This window comes from Nostoc sp. (assembly GCF_036917935.1).
GTDB lineage: Bacteria > Cyanobacteriota > Cyanobacteriia > Cyanobacteriales > Nostocaceae > Nostoc.
The window spans coordinates 1-25,078 of the sequence record NZ_JBALEL010000011.1; the positions used below are offsets into that span (position 1 = coordinate 1).

Here is a 25,078-nt window from a genome sequence, read left to right on the forward strand (position 1 = left end):
CTGACGGCATGGCTACGCTTACCGCTTGCACTTGGAACGGAAAGTAGAACGGGCGTTTTTTGAGGCAGGAAAAGCTTTGACAGAACTCCGCGATCACAGATTATATCGTTCCACGCACGGTACTTTTGAAGAATACTGCCGCGATCGCTTTGGTTACAGCCGACGACAACCCTACCTGTTAATGGAAGCAGCAGTGATTTTTGATAATTTACTGGAAAATTGTGATCGGAACGATCACATTCTGCCGACTAATGAGTGGCAAATCAGGCCACTGTCCAAGCTAGACTCGGACATTCAGCCCGAAGCATGGGAACAAGCTGTAGACTCTGCCAACGGGAAAGTACCATCTCATCGCATTGTGAAAGATGTCGTACAGCGCATTATTGAGCGAACGAAAGTACCAAACACCTACCAAATCGGCGAAGTCTGCCAAATCCTTGTTAAAGACAACCCGGAACTCAGAGGCAAAGGCCGGTGTTGGGCGATTGTCAGCGCAGTGAACGAGTTTAGCTGTACAGTGAGAATGTGGGATGGAGAGTACGCCATTGGGTTGCAGCACCTGAAGTCCTTCAACTACCTGCCCCAGGAATGTCAGCAGGTTAAGGAGATATGCGATCGCATAAGTCGAGTGTATTCGGGCGAGTTGGAGGAGTCGGTGCAGAAGTTTTTGGAGATGCTGGGTAAGCTGAATCGTGCTTATTTGACTGCTGTGGAGGAGAAATTGTTGAGTTTGATAGAGAAAGAGTACGGTGTTACAGATTAAATTATAGAAAAGCCTAACTAATTACCCCGCAAGGGGACACAATACCGGAACTAATTGAGGGCTAGCATTCTTTTGTTGACCCCGCCAAACCCCACAATTGTCTCGAACTTCAGCTATTCGCCATAACAGCAACACGGAGAGCAATCCGCTTATATTTGTTTGCATTGTAGGGCATACCTGTATGCATAACTTGGGAGTTATCCCAAAACACAATATCTCCAGCTTGCCAAATATGGGCATAAACTGGCGTACAGTCCAGAATCTCCCGAAACAATTCCTGCCAATACTGTTTAGCAGCTTCTGGTTTGTTTTCTAGCCCTTTGAGAATCGAAGTGTCTGAACCCAAATATAAACAATAGCGCCCAGTTACTTTGTGAGTTGAGACAATTGGATGTAATTTCCGAGGAATCTCTACCCCTGGCTGTGGGGAGATAGGTGACAGGTGATACATCGACAGTAGTCCTAATTGCTGCTGATGTTGGGGAGCGAGATTGTGGTAGGCTTCCACCATATCGAGAAAGAGAGTGGTGTGTGGCTGTCCATCCGTTCCTTCGTCCGGGATGGCCACCCCATAAAGCATCACGACATAGAGGGCATTCATATCCAGTCCCTGTGTTTTAGGGAGATGGTCTTTATCGTGATGCCATTGCCAAGCAACTTTGCCGACCACCTCACCAGAAAGCCCCTTGGGATTACCTAAAATGGAGACTCCAGGACTTTGTAAGTTTGGAGCGATTTCGGGATCTAGAGGCTTGGGGCGACGACCGAGGGTTGAGTCACCAAACGTCTGGATGGCAAAGTCTTTCAACTGGGATGCCGTCAGTTTTTGCTTTCTGACAACAATAACCCCGTGTTCCCAGAGAGATTGCTTTAATTCCTCAACTTGTTGGTCTGTTATGGATGCAAGATTACAATCTCGTAGAACTTCCTTGCCCAGTCTTGAATGCTGCTGTACGGTCAACAATTTATTCATCTTAAGTAAATACCGTTTGATAATACTATTCACCTTAAGTTTCGTGCTTTACGCAAAAAACGAATAATCTTGAAGTTGGCATTACAAAGGATAGAAGCAAGCATCAGCTAGCGGATCACAGATGGCATCCGCAAATTTGAGCTTTTTCCTTGGTCGATCACAGAACATGGTTGCTGGTGATGGGGGTTGATGAACGGAAATCTGGGGATGGAGAAAGTAGCGTAGGCGCAGCCCGTCGTAGACATCGCTAGATGGAGGCTAATCCATCGTCTCCCGAATCGATTATCCCAAGATTACCGAAAGCCCTGCTGGTGTGGGCTATTGCAGCTGTGTATTGTGGGAAATCTGGCGCTAAGATTCGGTTGGGAGCAACGCGAAAAAGTGAGATCGGGGTTTGGTTCTCAATTACACCCTTATATTCTCAACAAAACCTGGTTTTTTAGTTGCGATCGCATCCTGAAACAAGCTATATATGTCCCAGGTTTCAGCACCTCACAAAATCGCATTGCTCCCTTAACGGGTTTAGGAGTGCGATCGCCCTAGCAAATTCAAGCGTTCACGTAGTGTCTCGCAGAGAGGAAACTAAGCGATGCCTCCTGCGATCGCACCAAGGTAATCACTATCACCCATGTTCAACAATTGCAATAACCCGCATTTCTCACAAGCTTTAAGCGAAGAAGGGGCAGAGGGGCAAAGGAGCAGAGGGGAAAGAAATTGTACAATATCTCACCTCTGCTCCCTTGCTCCCTTGCTCCCCTGCTCAAGCGCAGGTTTAATCGAGATGTGGTGAGAAATCCGGGAATAAGCATTTCAGTTTAGTAGAGTGTCACTCCACTGTTGTAAGCGTTCACGAAACTGGTGTAGTCGTACTCGACTTGAGTTGCATAGTCTAGAGCAAAGTTAACAATCTCATCTTTGAATACAGCCTTGTTACCGCTGGTGATATCAGTCACTTCCTTGTCAACGCTGTAAGGAACAATGGTAGCATCGTAATCTTTATCAGAGATAGCATGGTTCTTAGCAACGACCTTACCTACATATCCCATCGCATCCATGAATTTTGATTTAGTGGTTAGTAAGGTATAGTCAAAGTCCACCTGGTAAGGGGATTTTTCATGCAGCATAAAGGGGATACCACTGACCGTAGTTTAGCCAACCAAGGGGTCAGTATTAGAGAGCATCCCTTTGGTGGCGATTGTCACCCTCGCTCCTTCATGATTTCCATAGACTGAACTTGGTAGTAAACCTGGAACTGCGATCGCCTTACGGCAAGGCGATCGCTAACGCCAAATCTTTCCTTTTTTCCTCTAAGAAATTCTGGGGTATCCATTCATATAAGCAATACTGATCCTCCCAGATGAGGAGGCAAGCAGATCGAGGGGCAACGATGGAGCGATGAGTAGCTCATCTGACACCTCCCAGGAAACCCCGCCAGAACACAAGCGGTTAGCGCTCAGAGGATGTTAATTGATATTCAATCCGCACTTGCTTAACGTCAATTTGCTCAGATTCTAAAAACACAAGTTTTTCTACTTGCTCTAATCCCAAATTATCAAACTGTTTGAGTTCCAAGTCTGATAATGCCCAAGGTGGGCCAGAGGGTTCAGCTTCTGTATCTCGAACACGAGTAATCAGCAAAAGTGTGCCACCGGGAGCAACAAGCGAGGCAACTGAAGAAATAACTGAAGAACGCACATTTAACGGCAAAGCTTGAATATTACGACATTCAAAAACAAAGTCAAAAGCTTGATGCCATTGTGAGGGAATTGCTAACAAATCTGCAACTAGATAGTTGACAGTTGAATCTGGAAATCGCTCTTGACACCAAGTGTAGATGCGAAGCAGCTTGTCGTCAGACATCGCTGTCGGCGAAATATCAAAAGCAATTACTTCAAATTCCAGATTTGCTAAAGCTTCGGCATCATCTCCCAAGCCGCAACCAATGACTAGCGCCTTTTGCTGTGAAGCGAACGGTTGATGATTCGTCAACCAATCTTGTAGATAAGGGTGAGGAGTTAACTTTGCCCAAGGAATTTTTGCTGTATCACCTTTAGCATCGGCATATAAAACTTCAAACCACGCTGATGAATTCTTCTGTTGCGATCGCAATGACTCAACTTCTGCTACAAATAGTTGCAATAGACTATTGCATTTGTAAACTAAAAGTTGCATAATCTGGCAAATAGAGAAGAAATGGAAGAGGTCGTGATGTTACCACTGACAGAAGTAGGTTCTATAAAATGGACAGCTGCGCGTGGGCAGAAAATGCGTGAGTTGCGTGGCGATATACCGTTATTGAATTTATCTAAAAGGCTTACTGAATTTGAAGTAGATCTTTCCCGCCAGTATTTGAATAGGATGGAGACAAATACAGATGTCAAAAACGCTTCTCCAGAAGTCCTTACTGCCTTGTGTAAAATATTTGGCTGTACATTAGCTGAGTTACTGTGCTTGAAATCAACCAAAATTGTGCAATTAGGGGTTGATAACTGCAACTAAAAATTGCAAAATAATTGTAAGGAAAAGCGAACTGCCTGCACCCAAACGCAAAAAGGGTTCGCAAATCTAACCAGTCACAGATTTGATCAACACGAAACATAGATTTGAGAAACGAGAACCCCCCGTTGTATAGCACAAGGTATACCGGGTAAAGTCGGCTGGGGGAGATACTCAAAATCAGCGAATAAATTCACTATGACTATACATTGCAAAGTCTTCGGCTATATGGCTACGCCAAATCTATTTGAGAGCGTTGTGCTAAACCACAACGTCGTTTGCGTACAAAAACAAAGGATACCAAGAAATGGCACTCGATTACAGAAATACTAACGATTGGGGCAAATCACCGTTAACTGACCGCGCCCTAAGATTAGAGCAATTCAAAGCAGAAAATCCTGAAACTACGGCGGCAATGATTGAGGCAGACATTCACGCACTTTCCACACCGTTAGAGAGTGAAGATTACCCACCCTTCACAGGAACGGAATTTCTAGAAACTCATGAAACCATTGATGACCATCCATACTCTGCTGCGTTTGGTCAATTCTTAGGTAACGGGATTGACGTGGATACTGCAAACATTTTGGCTTTTGGCTTTAAGCAATTTGATTTAATTTCTTCTGATTTGTCCGACCCCGTAAGGCAACTAGCAGCGAGAATTTATAGCCGATTTAAAGAGATTGGGTACTGGGATAAGAAGCCTGAAGTCGAAGGCTTCGCCAAATCTTTATGAGAACGTTGTACCTTCAACACAAGGATCTTTATGTCCCAATTAAAAAGCGATCGCTCACCGTGGAAAGTCTGCGATCGCCTTCTTAACCCTATTAGGTAATCAAATTATGCCACAAGCGACAACAACTGTAACCCCTTGCGCCAAATCAGTTGAAGAACTCAGAGTAGTAGAAATCAGCTTTTACGATCACGAAGTTTACGCAGCTGGAAAGCTGATTGCAAGCATCGGTCATGACGATGACTTAACCCAGCGCTGGTTAGTATTGATTAACGGTATTAGGGCAGCAATAGTAGCGGTTAACGAGCTACCAGTAACAGAAGAAACATTATGGCTGAGGATTTTGGGTAGAGGCGAAACGCAACGTACTGCCATTGATGAATTGCTGGCATTACCCGAAAGCAACCAATTAAGACAAAATACTCTCAAACTGATTACTAATTTGCGGGTCATTATAGTTCAACAGCAAGAAACTTTAACAGAAGATGAGCAGGAATTAATTATGAATTTGTCGCAAGCTTACCAGCAGTGGGAAGAAACCACTAAGCAACAAGGAGTACAAGAGGGAGTACAACTTGAACGCCGTCAAGTTGTAAAAAACTTGTTAAGATTCCGGTTTGGTTCTGTGGATGAAGAATTAGCGAGAGTAGTCTGATAGTTTATTGCAGTTAACACCAGAAGAATTTACTCCGCTATGCCTTCAGTTATCCCGTGAAGAGTTGTTGGTCAGGTTTAATTCACACAGATAATCTTAATCTAATAACTGTTTTTTAAAGCGCTTTTGTAGTAACAAGAGCGCTGTTTTATTGGCTATGCACTTGATAGATACATCGGAAATCAATGGCTTCGCCAATGAGAGAGTGAAATGTATTGGAGAAACTTATGACCGCTCAAGAAAATAATGCAGAATTACTTGCTGTTTTAATGCGCCAAGAGGAACTACTCAAGCAGTTGGTCGCAGCAATCAATAAGCCGAAATTGGGATTGCACTTCTTTTGCTGACAGTTGCAAAATCTATTGCAATCGTCAGCACGGAGGGCTGTGGTATAAGCTAAATGGTGAACCAAGTGATATCCCCCAAACTGCTTTAACTGGATATCTTAAAGAATTGCGGTTTGAGAATACAGAACAGCGTAAAAAAGAATCCTACAAGTTGCTAGTAACAATTCAAGCAGACCGGACATATATCTTAGAATCAGGCTACGATACGCATTTCTCAAAGTGCATACTTGCAGCAATTGCAACTTTGACTACACAGCAGCTTTACGTACCTTTGACTCTACAACCGCAGCCAGGAAATGACGAAAGTGTGTTGTTTTGTCGAGTCTGGATTGGGTCTGAGCTAATCATGACTAATTATAATCAGCAAAGTGACTGGAAAGTTACAGCACGTCAAGCAATAGATGTGGTTAAGGCAGCTTCAGAAATAGGGTTTTAGTTAGTTGTAAATAGGGCTTGAGTTAATACATTCCCTCGTTGCTTAAGCCTATCTACAGCTACATAATGTTGTACCAAAAACTCTACAGCCAGACTGATTAAATCTGACTATAAAGAAAAATCGATTCTACGACAAATTATCGCACACTGCACTTCAATACTAATCAGATGGAAACAAATTTGATTAAAGTGTACGACGCAACACTCTTAAGCTCATCAAAAATTTATCAAATCAACGGTACGCTTTGTCGATATCTGGGTGATATAGGTACTATTCAACATCCACAATTCCTGTTTTCACCTCTGCCTAATCAAAGGAAACAAGCCAGTTTTCGACTAAATCGAAACAAACTTATGACTCGTTGCTATGAAGTCGAAGGCATGACTTATAACAAGCCCGTGGTACAGGACAATTCACAGCAACTTCAACTATTTTGAGCCATGTCAATACATAAGCCACCAGTTATCAAAAGACCTGTTCGGCTACAAAAGGACTCTACAAAAACAATTCATAGAGCTATTACAGACATCCACAAATTAAAAAATAGCCACAGAGTAGAGATTGCAACTATTAAAGGACAGCCTTGCATGGTTCGAGAAATAGGAACTTATCGGGTTGTGGTCTAAGGAAAGCTTCGCTTAATCGAAAGTGAAAAATAATGATCGAGGTGAATAATCATGGTACAAGCAATCGACAACCCTATTACTGAAAATTTCCTAACTGATGCCGTAGTCGAACGGCACAATTTCTCCCAACTCAATAAAACCCGCATTCGCTTTCGTATTCAGCTAAAGAAAAGTACAAAGTCTGCTGATCCTAAATGGGCAGATGTGCTAAAAGCTGAAGTGTCGGAAATTGGGTCAGACCTCGTAAAAGTCACAAATTCCGAAGTTGGATTACGCGGAATCAAAGTATTCAAAAAGCTCGATGAAGCTGCCGCACAACTTCGCCAATAAATCGCTTCAGTGCAGGAATGGATGTCTGCTGATACAGGCGATTGGATCTGTCCAATTGATTTAGCTCCACTCGTGTGGAATCAGTTAATTAATATCAGAGATAATGTTGCTCCCACTCTCAAAAATCAATTAAAAGTTGATTATGAGGCAGGACTCGAAGATTATCAAGAGCGAATTGATAAATTCCTCTCTCTTAATGCTTGGGAACTTTCACCAGATAAACAAGAATCCGTCAAAACCAACTTGTTAAAATCATTTCCACTTTTGTCAGAACTGGAAGATTATTTACAAGTAATTATTGGTCGCCCGGTTATCATACCTGCACTGTCCGAACAACTCAACCAGCAACAGTCCCAATGTTTAGACCAAATCACTCGCTTCATACAACAGTATGACCAAAATCTGGAGCAACGACTAAGAGAATTAGCCCTAGCCGGGGGTGAACAACTCGCTGCCCAATTGCTTGAAGAGTTGAGCAATTGGGAACCGGGACGTAAGCCTGTCCAATTCAAGAAGAAGATGGAACGCCATCTAATGAAAGTTCAGGTTTTGTTAGCGAATGCTGACCCAGAAGCTGGCAGCAGCCTAGAGCAGATGATGGCGCATTTGGATTCTATCGTTAACGATCCGGCGATTGAGTCGAAGAATCTCGGTTCTGATACACGCAGTCAATTGCAGCAAAAGATTGACGATATCCGCACCAAACTGCTGGATGAACAACGTAATTTACAACAGCTTGGAACTGGTGATGTGGGCTTGCCGAAAGCTACCGTTATGTCGTTTAAGTTCAGGTAAAAAACAGTCTTGGGCGGGTGCATTCGCCCAAGACTAAGTACCTTAACGAAAAATGCAAGCCTTCTTTTCAAAAAGATTACCGCACTTTTACTATAAGGACAAAATTCTCATGTCACACTTCTCAACTGTTAAAACCAAACTCACCAACCGTGAATGTTTAGTACAAGCCCTCACGGATCTAAACCTATCGGCACAAGTTCATGAAACAGCACAGTCCCTAAAAGGCTACTACGGTAGTTCTCAAGGGCAAAGCGCTGAAATCGTCATATCTGGTCGCACAATTAAAGCCCGTGCAGACATCGGTTTCAAGTGGAACACCTCAGGCTGCGTGTATGACGTGATACACGATAGTTATGAGACAGTTCCTCTCCTGGGACAGGACTTCTTCAGCCATAAACTGATGCTGGCTTATGGAAAACGAATGGTACGCGCTAAAGCTCTTGAGTTACAAGAGCAATTTGGAGAATGTGCGATCGCAGAAGAAAGCAATGGGACTGTGCAAACCCTACGTCTCACTTTTACCGGACATCAGGAAGTAAAACAATACCAAAGGAGATAGATATGGAACGTTCAGTTTTGATACATTTCGACAAAGTTACAGGTTCAGTCAAAGTGGAAGCTGAAGGTTTTGAAGGACTGTCTTGTTTAGAGGCGACCCAACCGTTTGAAGAGGCGTTGGGGGTTGTACAGGGCGAACGTGAATTTAAGCCGGAAGCTCAAACACAACGTATAACAGCAAATCATCAACAATACCAGCGCCAGTAATTAGTCAGTCAGTAGTCAGTTATCGCTTAAAACTGACTACTGATTTTGTCACAATGGCTTCGCCAAAACTAATTGAAGTTATCTGAAATCTGCTATGAAACTCTCAAATCTCCTCTCTACCCTCGATTCACAAATCCCCATTGCTGCTGTTGATGTGTTGTCTCCTGATGAAGCGACAATTATTCAGTGGTTGACTACAGAGGCATCTAATAAACTAAACAGTCCTGTCTACTTCTGGAATCTGGGAGTGTCCACCCTGGAGCAATGTTTAATTGCAGCAGATGGAGGCTTGATATTTAAGCCTGTGCCAGAGTATAAGAAACCTCCACAGGCTGACCCACTGTTATATGTGTTTGACTATATCAATAATTTTAGTGGTGTCGGGATTTTCATTTTGGGAGATATTCACCCATTCATCGCTAATAACTCACCTCAATTATCCTGGGAGATTCTTTCAAAAGTCAAAAACCTTTACCACAGGTTAAAACCCACAGATAAACGCATTGTTCTGTTAGGTCAAAACATACAATTGCACGAATCCCTAGTCAGATTGATTCCTTACTGTGAAGTCCCTTTACCTAATGTTGACCAAGTACTATTTCATATCAATTCTTACTTGCATGACTTACAACAGTCTGCTATAGAGCAAGAATTAACTTTTACTATTTCCCTAGAAAATGCTGAAAAAGAAACTCTTTCTCGTGCAGCACTGGGTTTAACTTTGGAAGAAATCAGTGATTTTCTTCGCTTAACTGTCAAAGAAAACTTAACTAATGATGGTGTTATCGTTGATGCTGATTTCATCCCCAAAGCCGTCGAGTACAAAACTCGCCTACTTGCTCAAATGGGTATCGAGTTGGGCAAACCCGCGACAATCCCCTTTGGTGGACTTGACCTGTTAAGAGAGTGGCTAACTCGTCGCCGCCGTCTGTTCACCCAAGAGGCCCGAAGCTTGAGTTTACCGCAGCCCAAAGGGGTGTTACTAGCTGGGCCTCCCGGAACAGGTAAGAGCCACTGCGCCAAGAACATCGCTAACATACTCAATTTACCACTCCTACAACTAGACATTGCTTCCCTTCTGGGCAGTCTGGTTGGTGAGTCTGAGGGCAATGTACGCCGCGCATTGAAGACTGCCGAGGCGATCGCACCTTGTGTTTTATGGGTTGACGAAATCGAAAAGGCTCTCTCTGGTAGCGGTGACACCAGTGGAGTTTCCCAGCGAATCCTCGGTACTCTGCTCACTTTCATGTCTGAATCAACCAGTGGCGTGTTTGTGGTCGCAACATCCAAGCAACAGTTTCTCGGCCATCTTGAATCGACTTGTCGGGCTTGAAAATGAACAACCCGCTTTCAGATAGAATTTTCTTTGCAGAGATAAAAATACTGTAACCCAAAGCACTTGTTAGCGGCATCCACCGGGAACCGTAAGGATCAGCCGTCCAGCACTCTTGCCACAGTTGCGTAACTGAAGGTCTTTGCTGGGATGCCCAAAGCATATCTTCAATCGGGATAATCACATGAAGCCTTTTATATAAGGATTCCTTCTTGCTAGCAGCAGACTTTTTGAGCTTGGGACGAGTAATAGTTGCAGTCATTTTACAATCTCCTGTTTATGTTGGCGCACGGAAATTTCCCCTACTGTGCTTGCGGAGTTTGGTACTTGTATTTATGTGTCTAAAAAATCACTGGTATAGGCAACAAATTAGTTAGCCTTAAATTAGTTAGCCTTGCCAGAACCTTAACTCCTTCAATAAATACCTACTTGTTTTTTTACCTTCATTCTTCCAGTGATCCCAGGCAACCAGCACCTCGTCTTCGCCCAAATCCTCCACAACTTCACCCTTGTCGTTGTATAGGGTGTAGTAAGGGTCAGCGTAAGCAACGATAGAACCGACTTGAATCACCCCAGAATGAGTTGCTTTCTCCAAAGCTCTAATCAAATCAGTTTCCTTGGTGGTAAGTTCTGCCCAATAGTCTCCTTTTATTACCTCGTATTCAGTAGCCACTACACAATAGTCCTGCCAAGTACACCCAGGTTTTGCTAGCACTGCCCTAATGTCACTTACCGCTTGGAGTAGTAGTTGCAATTGCTCGGCTCGATATGCGATCGCAGATTGTGTCGGTTCACTCCCCAAGATTATCGCCGCAGCTTCGAGAGCCTGGGTATTGTTCATGGCGCTGGCGAGATTCTTCAAAGCCATACCCATTAACCGTAAGCATTCCTGTGCATTCTCTTTGGGGGGTTCAACAGCTAGCGATCGCAAATCAATAGTTTTCTCCAGTGCAAGTTTTACCTGCTTGTTCAACACTTTAGTCGCCTGTTGCGTCATGGTATTTCCCCACTGTTGGACAGGATGCGGCTCCAAAGCATTTTCCAAATCTTGAATACGCTGCTTGAGTTGTTGATTCTCAGCTTCCAACTGCCGTAGCGATTCCATTTCATCTAAACACTGCTGTAAACTGAATATTTTGCTCCTTCTGTTGCTTGTACAGGTTTTGCAGGGATTGGATTTGTTCAATTACCTGGGCTTCGGCTCTAGCCTCTGCTTCTGCTTGCAAACCAATCCTCAATTCCACGGAAAGTCGCTCTAACTCTTGCTGGTGCTGCTCTTTGAGTGCTGCGTAGGCGTAGCCCGTCGTAGACATCGCTTCTGTGTATTCTGGTGGATAGTTCCGCTCTGGTGAAAATGACGCAATTGTGTCATTTAAATCGCTGTTATTGATCAGCAGTTTCTCGCCATCGCTGAAGGTAACAATCTGCTGATAATTATTGGGTGCGTCTGCTGAGATCACTCCCGACTACCCATAACGAGGATGTTCTGGTGATGAAACAGTGACAGAATTACACAATTGCGTTTTGGGATTTTCGCTTTTTGTAGGGCGTTTAGTTGTTGGTGCAACCTGCTGTACTGCTTTAGCGAAGTCTGCGGCAGTGGGGAAGGGTTTCTCTTTTGCTGCGATCGCAACGGCTTCATGTAACTTATCAGGAGTTTTGACCAGCCGGAGTAAGGATCGAGTTTGGGATGGTTTAGTGATTTTTCGCCGAAGTTCCTCTGGCAAAGTCTCAACTACTTTCTTCGCAGAGAGCAAATCTCTGACCCGTCGATATCCCCCGTGTTTGGTCAAGGGAGCAACGCGAAAAAGTGAGATCGGGGTTTGGTTCTCAATTACACCCCTATATTCTCAACACAACCTGGTTTTTTAGTTGCGATCGCATCCTGAAACAAGCTATATACAGCACTTCCGGCAGCTATGAGGTACATCATCAAAGCTGAAAGCTATGCTAGGAGAGGGGCAAGAAGAAAAACTGTATTGCATAATAGCGGGAAGCGCTGTATGTCCCAGGTTTCAGCACCTCACAAAATCGCATTGCTCCCTTTGGTCAACTCGCTTTCGCAATAGTCTTCAAAGCTCTTGTGTCCACCATCTTGGTAATAGTGGTTGTCTCGCATAAGGCGCAGTTCATCAGATGCTTGCCACTCAAAACGGTCAATGGCAGTGAAGGTTTCTTGGATACTAGTGTTGACAACACTGTAATCTAGCGCTGTTGTTTGTTCTCTGTCTAGTGTCAGCATATCTCTTGCTCACTACGGTAAATGCTTGAAAGTTGGGGTGTTGCAGTTTAACCAAAGTGAACCGACAAGATACTGAAGGGTGTTTGCCCAAAAATGTGTCAGCATTGTAATAAGCTCACTTTGTGATCAACGGATTGAGCAGGCGATCGCATTGCTTTGGTCAGCGGGCGGTCGCTTTTAGCTTTTACGCTGCTTTTAGTAGGTCAACTTCTGCACTTTCGCCCAAAATTTTCCTTCTATTCGCTAAAGTTTCTGTTTCTGCTTGAGAATTGAGAGTGACACCTTTTTCTATCCTTAATCTTTTGGGTGGCTCACCTTCCTCAAGCAAGTCTCCAGGCTTACAATTAAGGGCTTCACAGAATCTTGCTGCTGCATCTAATGTGAGTGATTTAACCTTATTTTGTTCAATTTTTTGGATAGACTGAGGACTATAACCAGTCTTTCTAGCTAGGTCATTCTGAGAAAGACCCGCAGCCTCTCTCAATTTTTTTAATGCGATAAACACAATCATCCTCTCCAAATAATACTCCGATTATAGTGGTACTACTATTGGATGTAAACATAGAGGACTTACATCTATTGGTACTAGAGCTGCTTATGTGCAACCAATAGTAGTATTACAAATCTCTATCTAAAAGTAACTACTACCCCATTGACTACTACCAATAGGTGTACTAATATTGTGTACATGAGGGTAAGAAAAACGAACCGTCTGCACCCGAACGCAATCAAGGGTTCGCAAGCCAAATTACCAAACATTCACTCATTCAACTAACCACAAAACCAAGTGCCACCGGGACTAGCAGCCGGAAGCCAAACAAGTAAAGCTCAAGCCAACGAAGATGATCTCGATGACCTACCAAGTCTTAAAAAACTGGTTATTTGCTAATCAGCCTGTCTAGAAATCTTATTTGCAGCAAAGCTGAATTCATTAGAGTGCCTTGTTCCTAACACAGCACTCTGCCAGAAAACAAAGGCGACCGCTGGGCCTGAGAAAGTTCACGAGCGCCTTTTCCCCAATTACGGAGATTTCTATTATGACGTATGCAACATATACACAGCAAGCAATCATCGGTTCTTCTGTTGACGAGCAAGCCACAGCCCAAGCAGAACTAAACCACCTTCTCGAATCCCAAGCCCAAGCTGTAGCCCCTACCCAAGATCCCCTCACCAGCAGAGATCGCCGCATCATTGGCGAGATTATTGAAGTCCAACCCGAATCAGTCCGCACTATCTGGATTGAAGGCGGAATCACCGTATGGGTGCAGTTCTTCGATGGCGGACGGCTACCCTTTGACCGCAACTGGTTCGCTACAATAGTTGCAGAAGTTAAAGCGACCCTGCCAGAAACACCACGGGAACGAAACGAGCGATTGAGCGATGAACTGGAGGAAGCTTGCACTGCTTTTGGTCTGTACCACGGGGAAATTGACTGGTTATCTTTCAGCACCAAACTCTACCAAGACGGGCATTTTGTTGGCTTCGTCGGGTGCAATCAAGAAGGCTGGTACGCAAGACCGAGACAGTAGGGGGTGAATCGGGTTGGTAGCAGTGCAAGGGAAGTGATTGGATCGTTGGGAGTCCGAACGGCAGTCGCGGCGTAAGTTGCTGAAGGGGAAAGGCGATTGCACACCTAGAGTTATGCGATCGCCACCTATATGCAATTACAAATAATCATGACACATAGCCCAGCAAGTAACATTACACTTTCAGGATCGGGTTTCTATGACTGCCAAGAGAATTTTGTGCTATCTCCAGCAGATGCGAGTACACAGGTATAAGAAATGCCTCGTTCTTGAAGTGAGAAAAGGCAATCGCAGTCCAAGGGAAAAGCGTAGACGCAAAGCGGCTTGTCGTTAGACATCGCCTCTACAACGAAATTAGACAAACGAAATTATCATGGCACACACGATAAACTCATTTTCTCTTAAAGAAGCCCAGTTCGATGATTCCCAAGAGAAAATTCTCCTCCCTCCAACCGACCCCAACGCAGAGGTGCTTGAAATCTCTGGCTACAAACTTGTATATGTGAATGGAGCCTGCCCCAGAGTTTATCGCGTGTACAAGGCTCATTCCATGATTGGGGTGATATTTCAACACATCACTCACTGGTCGAATGCTGTAGATAAGATTCGATACGCCCATGCCGAAGATGCAACAGTGGGATTAGATGACTTTATGGCGATGACAGGCTACTTTACAGCAACTACAGAACAACCATCCACGGACGAAGAGTTGCTGGATAAGGAATTCGACGCACTGACAAATGAAGAATGGGAGCGGTTGAAGAAATACATCCCAACGCTAGAAACTAGCGATTTGGTAGCGGCTTGAGTAAAAAGGTGGGTCTTGACCGAACAATTCGCAATTCGCAATTGCGGACAAAATTGTAAATTGATTAATTCAGGGTACAAGCCCCCACTGAAATCTTTGATTCAGTGGACTCAAATCAGTGGCGGGATTCAAGCCCCCACTGATTTAATTGCGAATTGCGAATTTACAATTGCGAATTGGTTTGACAGCCCACCTCCTCAATAAAACTATTTAGATCCATAAATAATACCAATGGAAACCACAGAAATACTGAACCAGTTCAACTCGTGCTATCTGAAGATTCAGGCAATCGCCCAAAACGAAAATTGGCTTTTGTTGATTGCTGATAAAAAGATTGAGAAAGAAGCAGCAACCCATGTAGGCGATGTCCTGCATTATTTGGGTGAGGTAATGGGGTGTTTGGAAGAAGTGGTTGAAGTCAAGTTTAATCAAGAGGCAGAATAATGCAACCAACAATCACCATTCCTCAAGGCTGGAAATACCCCTGCTTCACCTTGAGACAACGTGCAGAACAAGGACTGATTATCGGCATGAAGTATTACCCAAGCAATAGTTTTTTAGCACATGAATATGGTGAAGGCTGGCGTTATCTAGTCATGCCTGATATCAATTCCATTGAAGAAGAAAATCGCTTAGAGAACGAAATCGAACTACTGACACCACAGGAATTGAGAGCAGAGATTCAGGCTGAAATAGAAAAATATCTACGCCAAATTGAACTGCTGAAATACGAGTTAAAAACAATTCCTGGCATTGTCATAAATAGCTAAGTCGAACACTATCCAATATCAACGCAATTTTTAGCAACAACAACGCAATTATGGAAACCATCAAAATCAACAACAGCGTTTTTCTCATTCCATCCAGCCAACCGAAACTACAAGCGAATTGCGCTAAGGAATACGGTCAATTCTTACTCGATTGTCCTCCAAAACTGACGATTCTAGAAGCACAAGCAGGAGGATATCTCAAAGGTAACAAGGCTGACTTTGCAATTGCAATCTCCCGTCCTGACCGTCTACTCACAATCAACGAGAACTTCACCAATGAGCCATTTACCGAACTGTGGGTGATTCCAGTGGCAGGGGGACTAAAGGATCAGTTTAAGGGCCCAGCTTCGATGTTGCTTAGTTTTCTAATCCACCGCCGCAGTAAAGACAATTTCGCCGGACTCTACAATCACTATTGTCTGAGCTAAAACTTCTCCTTCTGAAGCCGTTCTGGGCAATCGAGTATCTTCAAAGCGTCTGCTATAGCGGTCATACCACTCGGCGGGAGCTAGTGACTTCAGCCAAGTTGGTGCAACCTCAGCCACAGCATTCAAAGCGTACCGCAGTGTTTCTCCCAAATGCTCCAGTCTTGTTAGGTCTCTAACTACTGTTAACACATGAGTGGAGTCAGTGCGCTGTTTTCCCCTTGCTGATAGCAGTTTGAGTTCCTGAAATCTAGACAGCATTTTATCTAGTATTTGCTGCTCGACACCGCCTGTTATTAATCGGTCGCGGAATTCGCTTAAAACACTAAAGTCAAAGCCAGGATCTGTCAACTCTAACGATAAAGCATATTTCCAGTCAATTCGTCCTTGTACTGAAGAGGCTGCTTGTCTATCAGATAAATTTTCTAAATATTGCATTACCAGTATCATCGCCAACCGCCAAGGTGCTTGTGCTGGCTGACCCCGTTGTGGATAAAGTGATGCGAAATCTTCATCCTGGTAAAAGACCCCAAGTTCATCACGCAGTCGCATATATAAATTACCTTTGGGGAACGCAGCTTTGGCTACACGTACCGTTTCATCGGGAATAGGAGGAATTTCTTCGGGATGTAAGCACATATACTGCCTCCAAAGGTATTTCCTCTAGTTTATTGATAATTGAGGCAGCTAACTTAATTATTTTCTTTCCGTGTATTACACGGAAAAAGATAGTTATCCTCTCCATGTAATACGCGGTAAAATACGTGTTTTTTGTTAAGTAATATTTCGCCAACGGTATCCGGATACCGGCTGTACCCCTAATTGCCCATCAAAATCCTCAAGAATTGAAGGTGATTATAAGTTGGGACTGATATAACAGGTTGTGTTGCAAAAATCCGGAATTGAATGTACAGATGGTGGTTCTTAATTTAGTTAACGAATTAGGAAACAGGATGAAAAATCAGAAAAATGTAATATTTTATACCTAAAATTTATTAGATATGAGTATAACTTTCTATTCGATGCCCTAAGACAATCACACACAAATTCGCTGCCAAGAAAAAGGGTAAAACCCAAATTTAACTTAAATATTGGCGCGATTGAGAAGCAGATAATTCGATTATTGTACGTTTACGTTGGAGTAAAATGATGAACATAAATGGAACTCAATTCACCAAAGCAGAAGCTGGGAATTTCCAGGTAGGTCAGGAAATCCACATTCCTAATGTCGTTGCACCAGCCGCCGCAGGGCCCACTATTATGCCCTATGATGAAATTCAAGCTGAAAATGCTGACCATAATGGCACGGTAATTGATGCACGCAATAACCGTACTTATCCAGGGCTAGCGAATGAAGCGATTGAACGTCGTGCTGTGACACTCGATGCCGTAGGGCAATATATCGAGTTCACCGTACCGCGCAGCGCAAACTCAATCGTCGTCCGTTACGCCATTCCCGACTCGGCAGATGGTACAGGACTAACAACACCCATCGGTCTGTACATCAACGGTGCAAAACAGCACGACCTCATCTTCACATCGAAATACAGCTGGATTTACGGCACCTATCCATTCAATAACAATCCTGGTGATATCAGACCGCATCACTTTTATGATGAGGTGAATCGGCTAACATCACAGATGTTTGCGGGCGACAAGGTACGTCTTCAGGTGGAGTCGAATAGTACCGCAGCCTGGTGTAATATCGACCTGATCGACTTTGAGCAAGTAGCACCTGCTTCTGCAATGCCAGACAGCTATCTATCACTTACTACTGATTTTGGTGCAGATCCGTCCGGCTTACAGGATTCCACGACGGCTTTCCAAAATGCGCTTGATGCATCATCAAGTCAGCGTCGGGGATTATGGATTCCGCCGGGGGAGTACAAAGTTAACACTTGGCTACAGGTACACGACAACGTAACGCTCACGGGTGCAGGTATCTGGTATTCCAAGATTCACTTTGTGGCGCAGACTGGTAACAACGGCGGACTTATGGGGCCTTGGAATACAGGCACATCTGCACAGAATGTCCACTTCTTGGATTTTGCAATCTGGGGCGAGGTTACTCAGCGCGTCGATAATGACCAGCTCAACGGTATCGGCGGCGCATACTCGAACTCAACGTTTACGAACCTGTGGATAGAGCATACCAAGTGCGGTATGTGGCTGGATGGGCCATTTGACAGCCTGACGATCGCCAATGTCCGTATCCGCAATCAGAACGCGGATGGGATCAACTTTCACAAACAAGTCACCAATTCCACCGTTACACAATCGTTTTTCCGCAACACAGGCGACGACGCGATCGCTATGTGGAACGATCAAGGTGGCGGTTTCAACACCATCTCGTTCAACCGTGTTGAAATACCAGTGCTAGCAAACGCGATCGCGATCTATGGGGGTGAATCTAACGTTGTTACTGATAACTACATCGCTGACCAGCAAGCCGAAGGGGGTGGTATCCACGTCGGTAATCGCTTCCCCGGAAGTCGCCCAATCAGCGGCACAACGGTAATTGCCCGCAATACGATCATCCGTGCCGGTTCACAGGATTATTACAATGGCTGGAACTTCGGCACGGGTGCGCTGTGGTTCTACGCCCTTGACGCAGAGATGACGGGCATCATCAATGTTGAAGATAACCAAATCATCGACAGCAACTATGAAGCGATTCATTTTATTGGCAGCAGCATTACTAATGTAACCCTCAACCGCAACCAGATTATCGGTGCTGGTACTTACGCAATGGAAATCCGTTGTGCGGGTGCAGTGACAATCAGCAATACAACGGCAATAGGTCTGGGACACGGTGGTATTCTAAACTGCCGAACAGACTTTGCTATCACTGATGGCGGCGGTAACGGTAGCTGGACTATTCAACCACCAGTCTGCCCTGACCCTTATCCAACCCCAATTTATGTTTCGGTAGCATCATCTGAACTTGAACAATTATCAGCAGTACCCACAAGTAAGTAGCAGGGTGGGTTGATTGTAGATATAGTGAGGTTGTTAATAGTTAATTGTAATTAACCATCAACGCTCTTGAAGCGCTTAATTATCCGAACTTGATTTTAATGGGTGCGACGAGACTGAAACCCTCTCTCCCTAACCGATTGTTCAAAGTTAAGTGTAGAAAAATAGCAAATTATAAGGAGTTATTCTAGGAGCATACTTATGAGCTTGAACATTAAGTTATCTCAGGAAAGTCTAGAGGTATGGTTATCTGTACCTAGTACAAGCACTATGCTGGTAAGGCAAGGAGATATTTATTTTACGGCTGACACTACTGTTAATAATTATACAATAATTATTAACGAAGATACACAGTATCAGCAGATAGATGGATTTGGTGGCTCACTGACCGATGCGTCATGTTGGCTACTAAAGTATAAGCTTACAGACCAGAAAAGGGCTGAAGTCATGCAGGATTTATTCGGACAATCAGGAATAAATATAAGCTTGCTTCGTCAGCCTATAGGAGCATCTGATTTTAGCTGGGAAGCGTGGACATTTGATGATACTACCAATAATACTGATGACTGGTCTTTAAACAACTTTTCTCTTTGGAGAGAAGACGCTTACATACGTCCTATGCTCGATATTGCATATAAAATAAATCCGGGTCGCATAAAGATATTTGCTACTCCGTGGAGTCCACCAGCATGGATGCGCTCTAACAAGGGACTTTATGGCCACGGCGGATACCTGCGTCCTGAATGCTACAATGTATATGCTGATTACTTTGTGAAATATGTTAAGGAATGTGAAGCTAAAGGAATTCCTGTATATGCGGTAACAATTCAGAATGAACCTCAGTATGAACCTGATGCATATCCTGGAATGCAAATGTCTATACAGGATGAGATAGGGTTTATTAGAGACTACATTGGTCCTAAATTTCAACAAAACGGTATAAGCACAAAAATTATCTGCTTTGACCACAATTTTGATGATAAGGGTACAGACTTTGCTGCGTCAGTGTTAGCATCTGGTGCATATAACTACTGTGCAGGTTCAGCATGGCATCCTTACTGTACGGGTAATTATTGTGTACATGAAAAAATGACTGAAGTACACAATAGATACCCGGATAAGGATGTATGGTTCACAGAGGCAGGTAGCGGTACGTGGATAGGTGATGATTCTGCCCAATTTGCAGACCAGATGTATCACACTATCCGTTCACCCAGAAACTGGTCTAAGTCTGTAGTATTCTGGAATATAGCTCTTGACCAGAACGCAGATCCAAAGCTTGCAGGAGTAGATATATCTAATTCAAACCGTGGTTTCTTGACAATCAGGTCAGATTCTACAGACAGTGTAACAATGAATACATCATACTATTCAATGGGTCATACAAGCAAGTTTGTTGACCCAGGAGCATACAGAATAGAGTCGAATTCATTCCCAGACGATATTGAAGACGTAGCATACAAAAACCCTGATGGCTCTAAAGTAGTTGTATTGTCCAATAGAACACCCAATCAGAAGTCAGTTAAAATTCAATGGGGTTCACAGTCATTTACATATACTGTACCTGAAAAAGCTGCGGTAACATTTAAGTGGCGCTCCTAATAAATAAGGATTAGATCGGTATTGAGCCTATAGTCGTGTAGAAAACCCACATTCTGGGTCGGAAAACTCTTTCAATGGTGTTGGCTTAATAACGCTACAAAATTATGAAATCATGTACTTAGTGCCCGTTTCTGGTTTTTTTACAGCTTAATTCTTTAAAGGAGCCAATTATCAACTATGTCAGTGCAAACATATACCGTACAACCAGGAGACACGCTATCAAAGATAGCCGAAAAAGTTTATGGAGATGGCAATCGGTGGCACCTTATTTATGAAGCTAATCGCAATGTAATTGGAGATAATCCCGAACAGATTCAAGTTGAAATGGTACTTATTATTCCCGGACAATCTGATAATGGTGGCGGTGGTGCTAACATTTGGCAGCTTCAAGATAGTTGGATTGGAAATCAGTTCATCAACGGAAATGAAAAAGGTGACAAATGGAGTTTTTTCGACCAGGACGACCCAACCCACGGCTATGTAAAATACGGGAAGTGGGGCGAGCTCATCAACATTGTCGATGGAAACAAAATTCAAATCGACGTTGAATCGGAGGGCTACAACCCTGAAGAGAAACGCCAAAGAAAGGCAATCCGTATTTACACAGATAAAAAGTATAATGGAGGGCTGTTCATTATCGATTTAGACCACATACCTGAAGGAATGGCGGTATGGCCAGCAATATGGCTGGTTGGAACTGGATCTACATGGCCTGAGAACGGAGAAATCGACATCATCGAAGGAGTCAACTCGACACCCTCTGCCAACAACAGCAACCAGTCAACATTGCACACCAGAAACGGATGTGTCCAGAACATCCCAAATATTTTGAATCCCGACTGCAACGCCAACAACGCTTTCACGGGATGTGGCATCATGGGACCCGAAAACTCTTTCGGCCACGGATTCAACGAGAACGGCGGTGGAGCATACGCTTGCGAGTGGCTCTACGACCAGACAATCAAAATTTGGTTTTGGAAGCGTGCTGACATCCCTGCGAATATCCTTGGAGATTCACCTGACCCGAATACATGGGGAAACCCTTACGTCAGCTTCAATCCGTGTCCCGGATATTTCAAAGACATCGAGATGGTCATCAATACGACCTTGTGCGGAGACTGGGCAGGCAATGTTTTCCCTGGAGGATTAGAAGAATGCGGTGGCTACCTTTGGGACACAAAAAATAATCCCAAATTACGAGACGCATATTTCCTCATCCGAAGTATAAGAATCTTCACGTAAAAAACAAACTAATCGCTTGATTCAATCGGTCTGAGAGTTTTTCGTTCACACAACATCACTTCTTAGAGTAGAAGAAATTTCAAATGGTAATCCATATAGCGAATGGCAATCCTGTAATTGCTACCTACGGTTTTGCCGCTTCCAACGACACCCAAAGTACAGTGAAAAACTTTATTAAGAGAAGAAACTAATGGCTGATAACAACAAAACTCTTGTTGCCTATTTCCAGAGTTGGTCTGAAAAGTGGAGCGACGATCCCAAAAAACTGCAACTAGCTAACATAGCGCCTTATGTGAATATGGTGATTGTGTCTTTTCTAAAACCAGATGCAACCTACGAGGGTGGCAATAAACTATCAGGTACAGGTCTTGATTTCAGTGCAGACGGAGTGGTGGTAAAAGACGCGATCGCCTATCTCAAAAGCAAAAATCCTAACACAAAAGTGTTAGTGGCAGTAGGTGGAGCTACTTATCAGAATTTTGCGGCTTTGAATACTAAGGCGACCGCAGATGTGGTCAAAGATTTTGGATTTGACGGTGTAGATATTGACTACGAACCGTTCAATAACGGTCAGTGTTCATCCACAAACGGTCAAGTAACCTGCACAACAGATGATGAGTATCGTCGGATTGTCAAGGAAATTCGCCAAGCACTACCCAGACCATATTTAATCACCGTTGCAGCTTGGAGTGTTGGTGCTTACGGTGAAGGGCAATGGACAGATGCTAAACCGAAAGCTGCCCTAACAGGTTTATTGCTCAACTTGTTGCGATCGCCTGAAGCTGAGTACATTGACCAACTCAACGTCATGTCCTACGATGCAAGCTCTGAATATGACCCAAAAGTTGCCCTAACTGCTTATCAGAATTATTTCAAGGGGAACATTGTCATGGGTGTTGAAGTACCACCAGAAGGATGGGGTGGACATGTTTATACCATACCGGAAGTTCGTAATCTGGCACAGGCGGTTGTTGACTCGAACGCGCCTGGAATGATGTTATGGAGTTTACAAAAGCAGCCAGAAGGAACGCCAACTGACACCAGTCCAAACGCTCAAATGATGGCACAAGCGATATGTCAAACTTTGTCACTCGGTAATTGTGAGCAACCACTTTTTCAACTCTAAGTTCTCTACAAAGATGGCAATTTATAGCATTTAATACTTTGAAGTATTTGTTTGGAGTTCATTTATGTCTTGTACACTCGGTAATTCATATATTGTCAAGTCGGGAGACACGCTTTTTATCATTGCCCAACAACAATTAGCTGATGGTGAACGCTGGCATGAGATTCTCAAACCAGATGGCATCCCATTTACAGACGGGGATGCTTCTAATTTGCAAGTGGGTCAAGAAATATGCATTCCAGGGTCTACTCCTTTACCTCCTCCCTCCGGGAACCAAATAAATCTAGAAGCTAGATTTTACAGTATGGAGGAAACAAATTGCCATCTACCTGCCTCCGGCGTTCATGGGGTAACATTGCAAGCTGCACTTGCAGGTCAATTGCAGTCACAATGCCAAGGTGAAAGCGTTGGACGTTTACAGTGTGCAGTAGACCCAAATGTGATTCCCCTGTTAACAAATTTTACCTTGGTGCTTTGGGATGGTGGGCAAATTCCTGCCGCTGCCCTAGATATCGGTACGGCAATTATCGGTCAAAAGATTGACATCTTTGTTGATAGCGTTGAAGAAGCAATCAATCTAGGTGTCCAGTCTGTCACAGCAATTTTGTAATTTAATTTTTGGAGTTGATTTATGTCTTGTACAATCGGTAGTTCATACATTGTTAAGTCTGGAGACACGCTTTTTGTTATTGCCCAACAACAATTAGATGATGGGAACCGTTGGCATGAACTCAAAAAACCAGATGGCACTCCCTTAACAGACGCGGATGCCTCGAATTTACAGGTAGGTCAGGAAATCTGCATTCCTAACGGATCTACTCCTCCTCCCCCAACCCCAACAGGCAATGGTTTCGCAGGTATTGTATCGCAGCAAACCTTTGAGGCTCTATTCCCAAACCGAAATGGTTTTTACTCCTACGACGGTCTAGTGACCGCCACGCAGAAATACCCAAGCTTCTGCAATGAAGGATCGGACGAACAATGCAGACGTGAGGCGGCTGCCTTCCTAGCAAATGTTGCCCAAGAGACGGGTTTTTTACAATACATTGATGAACTGAACACAGCAGTATGGGGTAGCTACTGCGATCCCAGAACCTATCCGTGTGTGCAGGGTAAAACCTATCACGGTCGCGGACCGATCCAGTTGTCGTGGAACTACAACTATGCCACATGTGGGGCGGCTCTTGGTATTGATCTGCTCAATAACCCTGATTTGGTCTCAACAGATAGCGCTATTTCCTTCATGACCGCCCTGTGGTTCTGGATGACATCGTACCCATCGTGCCACGACGCTATCCGCAATTCCGGTTTCGGCATGACAATCTCCATCATCAATGGTGGCATCGAATGTGGATCGAATGCATCCCCAGAAGGCAGACAAGAAGCCCAAAATCGAATCAATTTTTATCAGGATTTTTGCCAGAAGTTGGGGGTATCACCTGGCGAAAATCTTTCCTGCTAAGTCGAATGGCGCTAAGTTAACGGCAAACCCATTATTTATAAGGCTTCTGGGTGTCGGGTGTCGGGTGTCGTGAGGAAGAAGAAGAAATTTATTTGTGTCTGTACCCGTATTTAGTTTTCTTGATTTTTCCCTACACCCACTCAGCCTACTCCCAACACCCTGCCCAGACGAGCTTTCACATGAGTTTTAGTGCCATTCCCTGCTAAGTCCTCAAACATATCTCTTATAGGAGTTATAACCATGTGCAACCAGATCGTTTGTTTACCCAAAATGCTACCTCGCAACCAATGGGTAGCTGCCGCTCAAATTGCAGCCAAGATCAACCCAGTCAATCATCCACCAATCGAACGCTTGATGCTAGTGATGCCAGGGTTCATTCCAGAACCAGAGCATGTTGCAGTTTTAACTACAAAATACTGGGGAGCGGGTGGAGTGTATTTGACCGTAGGCTTTCTAGATGATGCTCCCTCTGATTTGAGAGGGCGCATCCTATGGCAGATGAATGCTTGGAGTGCGACGGCGAATGTTCAGTTCGTGGAAACGAATACAGATGGGAGCAATGCGATTTTGTGAGGTTGGGGAAAAACGGTGCGATCGCTAAAAATTATATTTAAGTACAGGGTGATTTTATTTGCAAATAAAATGCT

30 protein-coding genes and 4 pseudogenes are annotated in these 25,078 nt (G+C 44.0%); 23 read left to right on the top strand and 11 right to left on the bottom strand.

Going from position 1 to position 25,078, the window contains the following annotated elements:
- The first annotated feature begins 31 nt into the window (after nucleotides 1-31).
- Nucleotides 32-763 (top strand): hypothetical protein, encoded by a 732-nt coding sequence (locus V7K62_RS05310; protein ID WP_334862419.1) that lies wholly within the window; start codon nucleotides 32-34, stop codon nucleotides 761-763.
- Nucleotides 764-872: 109 nt separating this feature from the next.
- Here V7K62_RS05310 and V7K62_RS05315 read toward each other — a convergent pair whose 3' ends face one another.
- Nucleotides 873-1,736, bottom strand: coding sequence for a TauD/TfdA dioxygenase family protein (locus tag V7K62_RS05315; RefSeq protein ID WP_334862421.1), 864 nt, complete (start codon nucleotides 1,734-1,736; stop codon nucleotides 873-875).
- A 336-nt stretch (nucleotides 1,737-2,072) separates the two neighbouring features.
- Between V7K62_RS05315 and V7K62_RS05320 the strand changes: the two genes are divergently transcribed.
- Nucleotides 2,073-2,279, top strand: a complete 207-nt coding sequence (locus V7K62_RS05320) for a hypothetical protein (RefSeq protein WP_334862423.1) — start codon at nucleotides 2,073-2,075, stop codon at nucleotides 2,277-2,279.
- A gap of 272 nt (nucleotides 2,280-2,551) precedes the next feature.
- On the opposite strand, the pseudogene V7K62_RS05325 reads toward V7K62_RS05320, so the two are convergent.
- The 3 genes and pseudogenes from V7K62_RS05325 to V7K62_RS05335 all read right to left on the bottom strand — a co-directional run.
- Nucleotides 2,552-2,872: pseudogene (locus V7K62_RS05325) on the bottom strand (DUF2252 family protein); the annotation flags it as partial.
- A 62-nt stretch (nucleotides 2,873-2,934) separates the two neighbouring features.
- On the bottom strand, nucleotides 2,935-3,066 hold the full coding sequence (locus V7K62_RS05330) for a hypothetical protein (protein ID WP_334862425.1): 132 nt from the start codon (nucleotides 3,064-3,066) through the stop codon (nucleotides 2,935-2,937).
- A gap of 116 nt (nucleotides 3,067-3,182) precedes the next feature.
- Entirely contained in the window at nucleotides 3,183-3,908 is a 726-nt protein-coding gene (locus V7K62_RS05335; protein ID WP_334862427.1) for a class I SAM-dependent methyltransferase, read from the bottom strand.
- A gap of 21 nt (nucleotides 3,909-3,929) precedes the next feature.
- On the opposite strand from V7K62_RS05335, the gene V7K62_RS05340 reads away from it, so the two are divergent.
- The 9 genes and pseudogenes from V7K62_RS05340 to V7K62_RS05380 all read left to right on the top strand — a co-directional run.
- Nucleotides 3,930-4,235, top strand: a complete 306-nt coding sequence (locus tag V7K62_RS05340; protein WP_334862428.1) for a helix-turn-helix domain-containing protein — start codon at nucleotides 3,930-3,932, stop codon at nucleotides 4,233-4,235.
- A 304-nt stretch (nucleotides 4,236-4,539) separates the two neighbouring features.
- A complete protein-coding gene (locus tag V7K62_RS05345) occupies nucleotides 4,540-4,968 on the top strand; it encodes a hypothetical protein (protein WP_334862430.1) in 429 nt (142 codons plus the stop codon).
- Between the two features lie 106 nt (nucleotides 4,969-5,074).
- Nucleotides 5,075-5,620: a hypothetical protein gene (locus V7K62_RS05350; RefSeq protein ID WP_334862432.1), complete on the top strand. Its 546-nt coding sequence runs from the start codon at nucleotides 5,075-5,077 to the stop codon at nucleotides 5,618-5,620.
- Nucleotides 5,621-6,118: 498 nt separating this feature from the next.
- Nucleotides 6,119-6,403 (top strand): hypothetical protein, encoded by a 285-nt coding sequence (locus V7K62_RS05355; RefSeq protein WP_334862434.1) that lies wholly within the window; start codon nucleotides 6,119-6,121, stop codon nucleotides 6,401-6,403.
- A 167-nt stretch (nucleotides 6,404-6,570) separates the two neighbouring features.
- Nucleotides 6,571-6,840, top strand: a complete 270-nt coding sequence (locus V7K62_RS05360) for a hypothetical protein (RefSeq protein WP_334862436.1) — start codon at nucleotides 6,571-6,573, stop codon at nucleotides 6,838-6,840.
- Nucleotides 6,841-7,080: 240 nt separating this feature from the next.
- A pseudogene (locus tag V7K62_RS05365) lies at nucleotides 7,081-8,154 on the top strand (hypothetical protein).
- A 109-nt stretch (nucleotides 8,155-8,263) separates the two neighbouring features.
- The gene (locus tag V7K62_RS05370) at nucleotides 8,264-8,713 is read left to right on the top strand and encodes a DUF1257 domain-containing protein (RefSeq protein ID WP_334862438.1); all 450 of its coding nucleotides are present in this window, start codon (nucleotides 8,264-8,266) and stop codon (nucleotides 8,711-8,713) included.
- A gap of 2 nt (nucleotides 8,714-8,715) precedes the next feature.
- Nucleotides 8,716-8,919 (top strand): DUF2997 domain-containing protein, encoded by a 204-nt coding sequence (locus V7K62_RS05375; protein ID WP_334862439.1) that lies wholly within the window; start codon nucleotides 8,716-8,718, stop codon nucleotides 8,917-8,919.
- Between the two features lie 94 nt (nucleotides 8,920-9,013).
- Nucleotides 9,014-10,204: pseudogene (locus V7K62_RS05380) on the top strand (AAA family ATPase); the annotation flags it as partial.
- On the opposite strand, the gene V7K62_RS05385 reads toward V7K62_RS05380, so the two are convergent.
- From V7K62_RS05385 to V7K62_RS05410, 6 genes are all read right to left on the bottom strand, one after another.
- Nucleotides 10,164-10,514, bottom strand: coding sequence for a hypothetical protein (locus tag V7K62_RS05385; protein WP_334862441.1), 351 nt, complete (start codon nucleotides 10,512-10,514; stop codon nucleotides 10,164-10,166). The pseudogene V7K62_RS05380 and the gene V7K62_RS05385 overlap by 41 nt on opposite strands.
- A gap of 126 nt (nucleotides 10,515-10,640) precedes the next feature.
- Nucleotides 10,641-11,357: a hypothetical protein gene (locus V7K62_RS05390; RefSeq protein ID WP_334862442.1), complete on the bottom strand. Its 717-nt coding sequence runs from the start codon at nucleotides 11,355-11,357 to the stop codon at nucleotides 10,641-10,643.
- A gap of 1 nt (nucleotide 11,358) precedes the next feature.
- Nucleotides 11,359-11,712: a hypothetical protein gene (locus V7K62_RS05395; protein ID WP_334862444.1), complete on the bottom strand. Its 354-nt coding sequence runs from the start codon at nucleotides 11,710-11,712 to the stop codon at nucleotides 11,359-11,361.
- 6 nt (nucleotides 11,713-11,718) lie between these two features.
- The gene (locus V7K62_RS05400) at nucleotides 11,719-12,045 is read right to left on the bottom strand and encodes a hypothetical protein (protein ID WP_334862446.1); all 327 of its coding nucleotides are present in this window, start codon (nucleotides 12,043-12,045) and stop codon (nucleotides 11,719-11,721) included.
- 230 nt (nucleotides 12,046-12,275) lie between these two features.
- Nucleotides 12,276-12,494, bottom strand: coding sequence for a hypothetical protein (locus V7K62_RS05405; protein WP_334862448.1), 219 nt, complete (start codon nucleotides 12,492-12,494; stop codon nucleotides 12,276-12,278).
- A 184-nt stretch (nucleotides 12,495-12,678) separates the two neighbouring features.
- A complete protein-coding gene (locus V7K62_RS05410) occupies nucleotides 12,679-13,005 on the bottom strand; it encodes a helix-turn-helix domain-containing protein (protein ID WP_334862450.1) in 327 nt (108 codons plus the stop codon).
- 526 nt (nucleotides 13,006-13,531) lie between these two features.
- Between V7K62_RS05410 and V7K62_RS05415 the strand changes: the two genes are divergently transcribed.
- From V7K62_RS05415 to V7K62_RS05435, 5 genes are all read left to right on the top strand, one after another.
- Complete coding sequence (locus V7K62_RS05415) at nucleotides 13,532-14,023, top strand: hypothetical protein (RefSeq protein WP_334862451.1); 492 nt, start codon at nucleotides 13,532-13,534, stop codon at nucleotides 14,021-14,023.
- A 370-nt stretch (nucleotides 14,024-14,393) separates the two neighbouring features.
- Nucleotides 14,394-14,828, top strand: a complete 435-nt coding sequence (locus V7K62_RS05420) for a hypothetical protein (protein ID WP_334862453.1) — start codon at nucleotides 14,394-14,396, stop codon at nucleotides 14,826-14,828.
- A 231-nt stretch (nucleotides 14,829-15,059) separates the two neighbouring features.
- Nucleotides 15,060-15,272 carry a hypothetical protein gene (locus V7K62_RS05425; protein ID WP_334862455.1) on the top strand — a complete coding sequence of 71 codons (213 nt, stop codon included), beginning with the start codon at nucleotides 15,060-15,062 and terminating at the stop codon, nucleotides 15,270-15,272.
- Entirely contained in the window at nucleotides 15,272-15,598 is a 327-nt protein-coding gene (locus V7K62_RS05430; protein ID WP_334862457.1) for a hypothetical protein, read from the top strand. Before V7K62_RS05425 ends, V7K62_RS05430 begins: the two co-directional genes overlap by 1 nt.
- A gap of 50 nt (nucleotides 15,599-15,648) precedes the next feature.
- The gene (locus V7K62_RS05435) at nucleotides 15,649-16,026 is read left to right on the top strand and encodes a hypothetical protein (RefSeq protein WP_334862459.1); all 378 of its coding nucleotides are present in this window, start codon (nucleotides 15,649-15,651) and stop codon (nucleotides 16,024-16,026) included.
- Here V7K62_RS05435 and V7K62_RS05440 read toward each other — a convergent pair.
- A pseudogene (locus V7K62_RS05440) lies at nucleotides 16,012-16,662 on the bottom strand (transposase); the annotation flags it as partial. The gene V7K62_RS05435 and the pseudogene V7K62_RS05440 sit on opposite strands and share 15 nt — an antisense overlap.
- A gap of 507 nt (nucleotides 16,663-17,169) precedes the next feature.
- On the opposite strand from V7K62_RS05440, the gene V7K62_RS05445 reads away from it, so the two are divergent.
- The 7 genes from V7K62_RS05445 to V7K62_RS05475 all read left to right on the top strand — a co-directional run bounded on the left by V7K62_RS05445 (nucleotide 17,170) and on the right by V7K62_RS05475 (nucleotide 25,004).
- Nucleotides 17,170-19,002, top strand: a complete 1,833-nt coding sequence (locus V7K62_RS05445) for a glycosyl hydrolase family 28-related protein (RefSeq protein WP_334862463.1) — start codon at nucleotides 17,170-17,172, stop codon at nucleotides 19,000-19,002.
- Between the two features lie 198 nt (nucleotides 19,003-19,200).
- Nucleotides 19,201-20,601: a glycoside hydrolase family 30 protein gene (locus V7K62_RS05450; protein ID WP_334862465.1), complete on the top strand. Its 1,401-nt coding sequence runs from the start codon at nucleotides 19,201-19,203 to the stop codon at nucleotides 20,599-20,601.
- A 177-nt stretch (nucleotides 20,602-20,778) separates the two neighbouring features.
- Complete coding sequence (locus V7K62_RS05455) at nucleotides 20,779-21,843, top strand: LysM peptidoglycan-binding domain-containing protein (RefSeq protein ID WP_334862467.1); 1,065 nt, start codon at nucleotides 20,779-20,781, stop codon at nucleotides 21,841-21,843.
- Nucleotides 21,844-22,033: 190 nt separating this feature from the next.
- Complete coding sequence (locus V7K62_RS05460) at nucleotides 22,034-22,969, top strand: glycoside hydrolase family 18 protein (protein WP_334862469.1); 936 nt, start codon at nucleotides 22,034-22,036, stop codon at nucleotides 22,967-22,969.
- A 64-nt stretch (nucleotides 22,970-23,033) separates the two neighbouring features.
- Nucleotides 23,034-23,579: a 3D domain-containing protein gene (locus V7K62_RS05465; protein ID WP_334862470.1), complete on the top strand. Its 546-nt coding sequence runs from the start codon at nucleotides 23,034-23,036 to the stop codon at nucleotides 23,577-23,579.
- A 21-nt stretch (nucleotides 23,580-23,600) separates the two neighbouring features.
- Entirely contained in the window at nucleotides 23,601-24,431 is an 831-nt protein-coding gene (locus V7K62_RS05470) for a glycoside hydrolase family 19 protein (protein WP_334862471.1), read from the top strand.
- Between the two features lie 240 nt (nucleotides 24,432-24,671).
- Nucleotides 24,672-25,004, top strand: a complete 333-nt coding sequence (locus V7K62_RS05475) for a hypothetical protein (protein WP_334862472.1) — start codon at nucleotides 24,672-24,674, stop codon at nucleotides 25,002-25,004.
- Nucleotides 25,005-25,078: the final 74 nt, after the last annotated feature.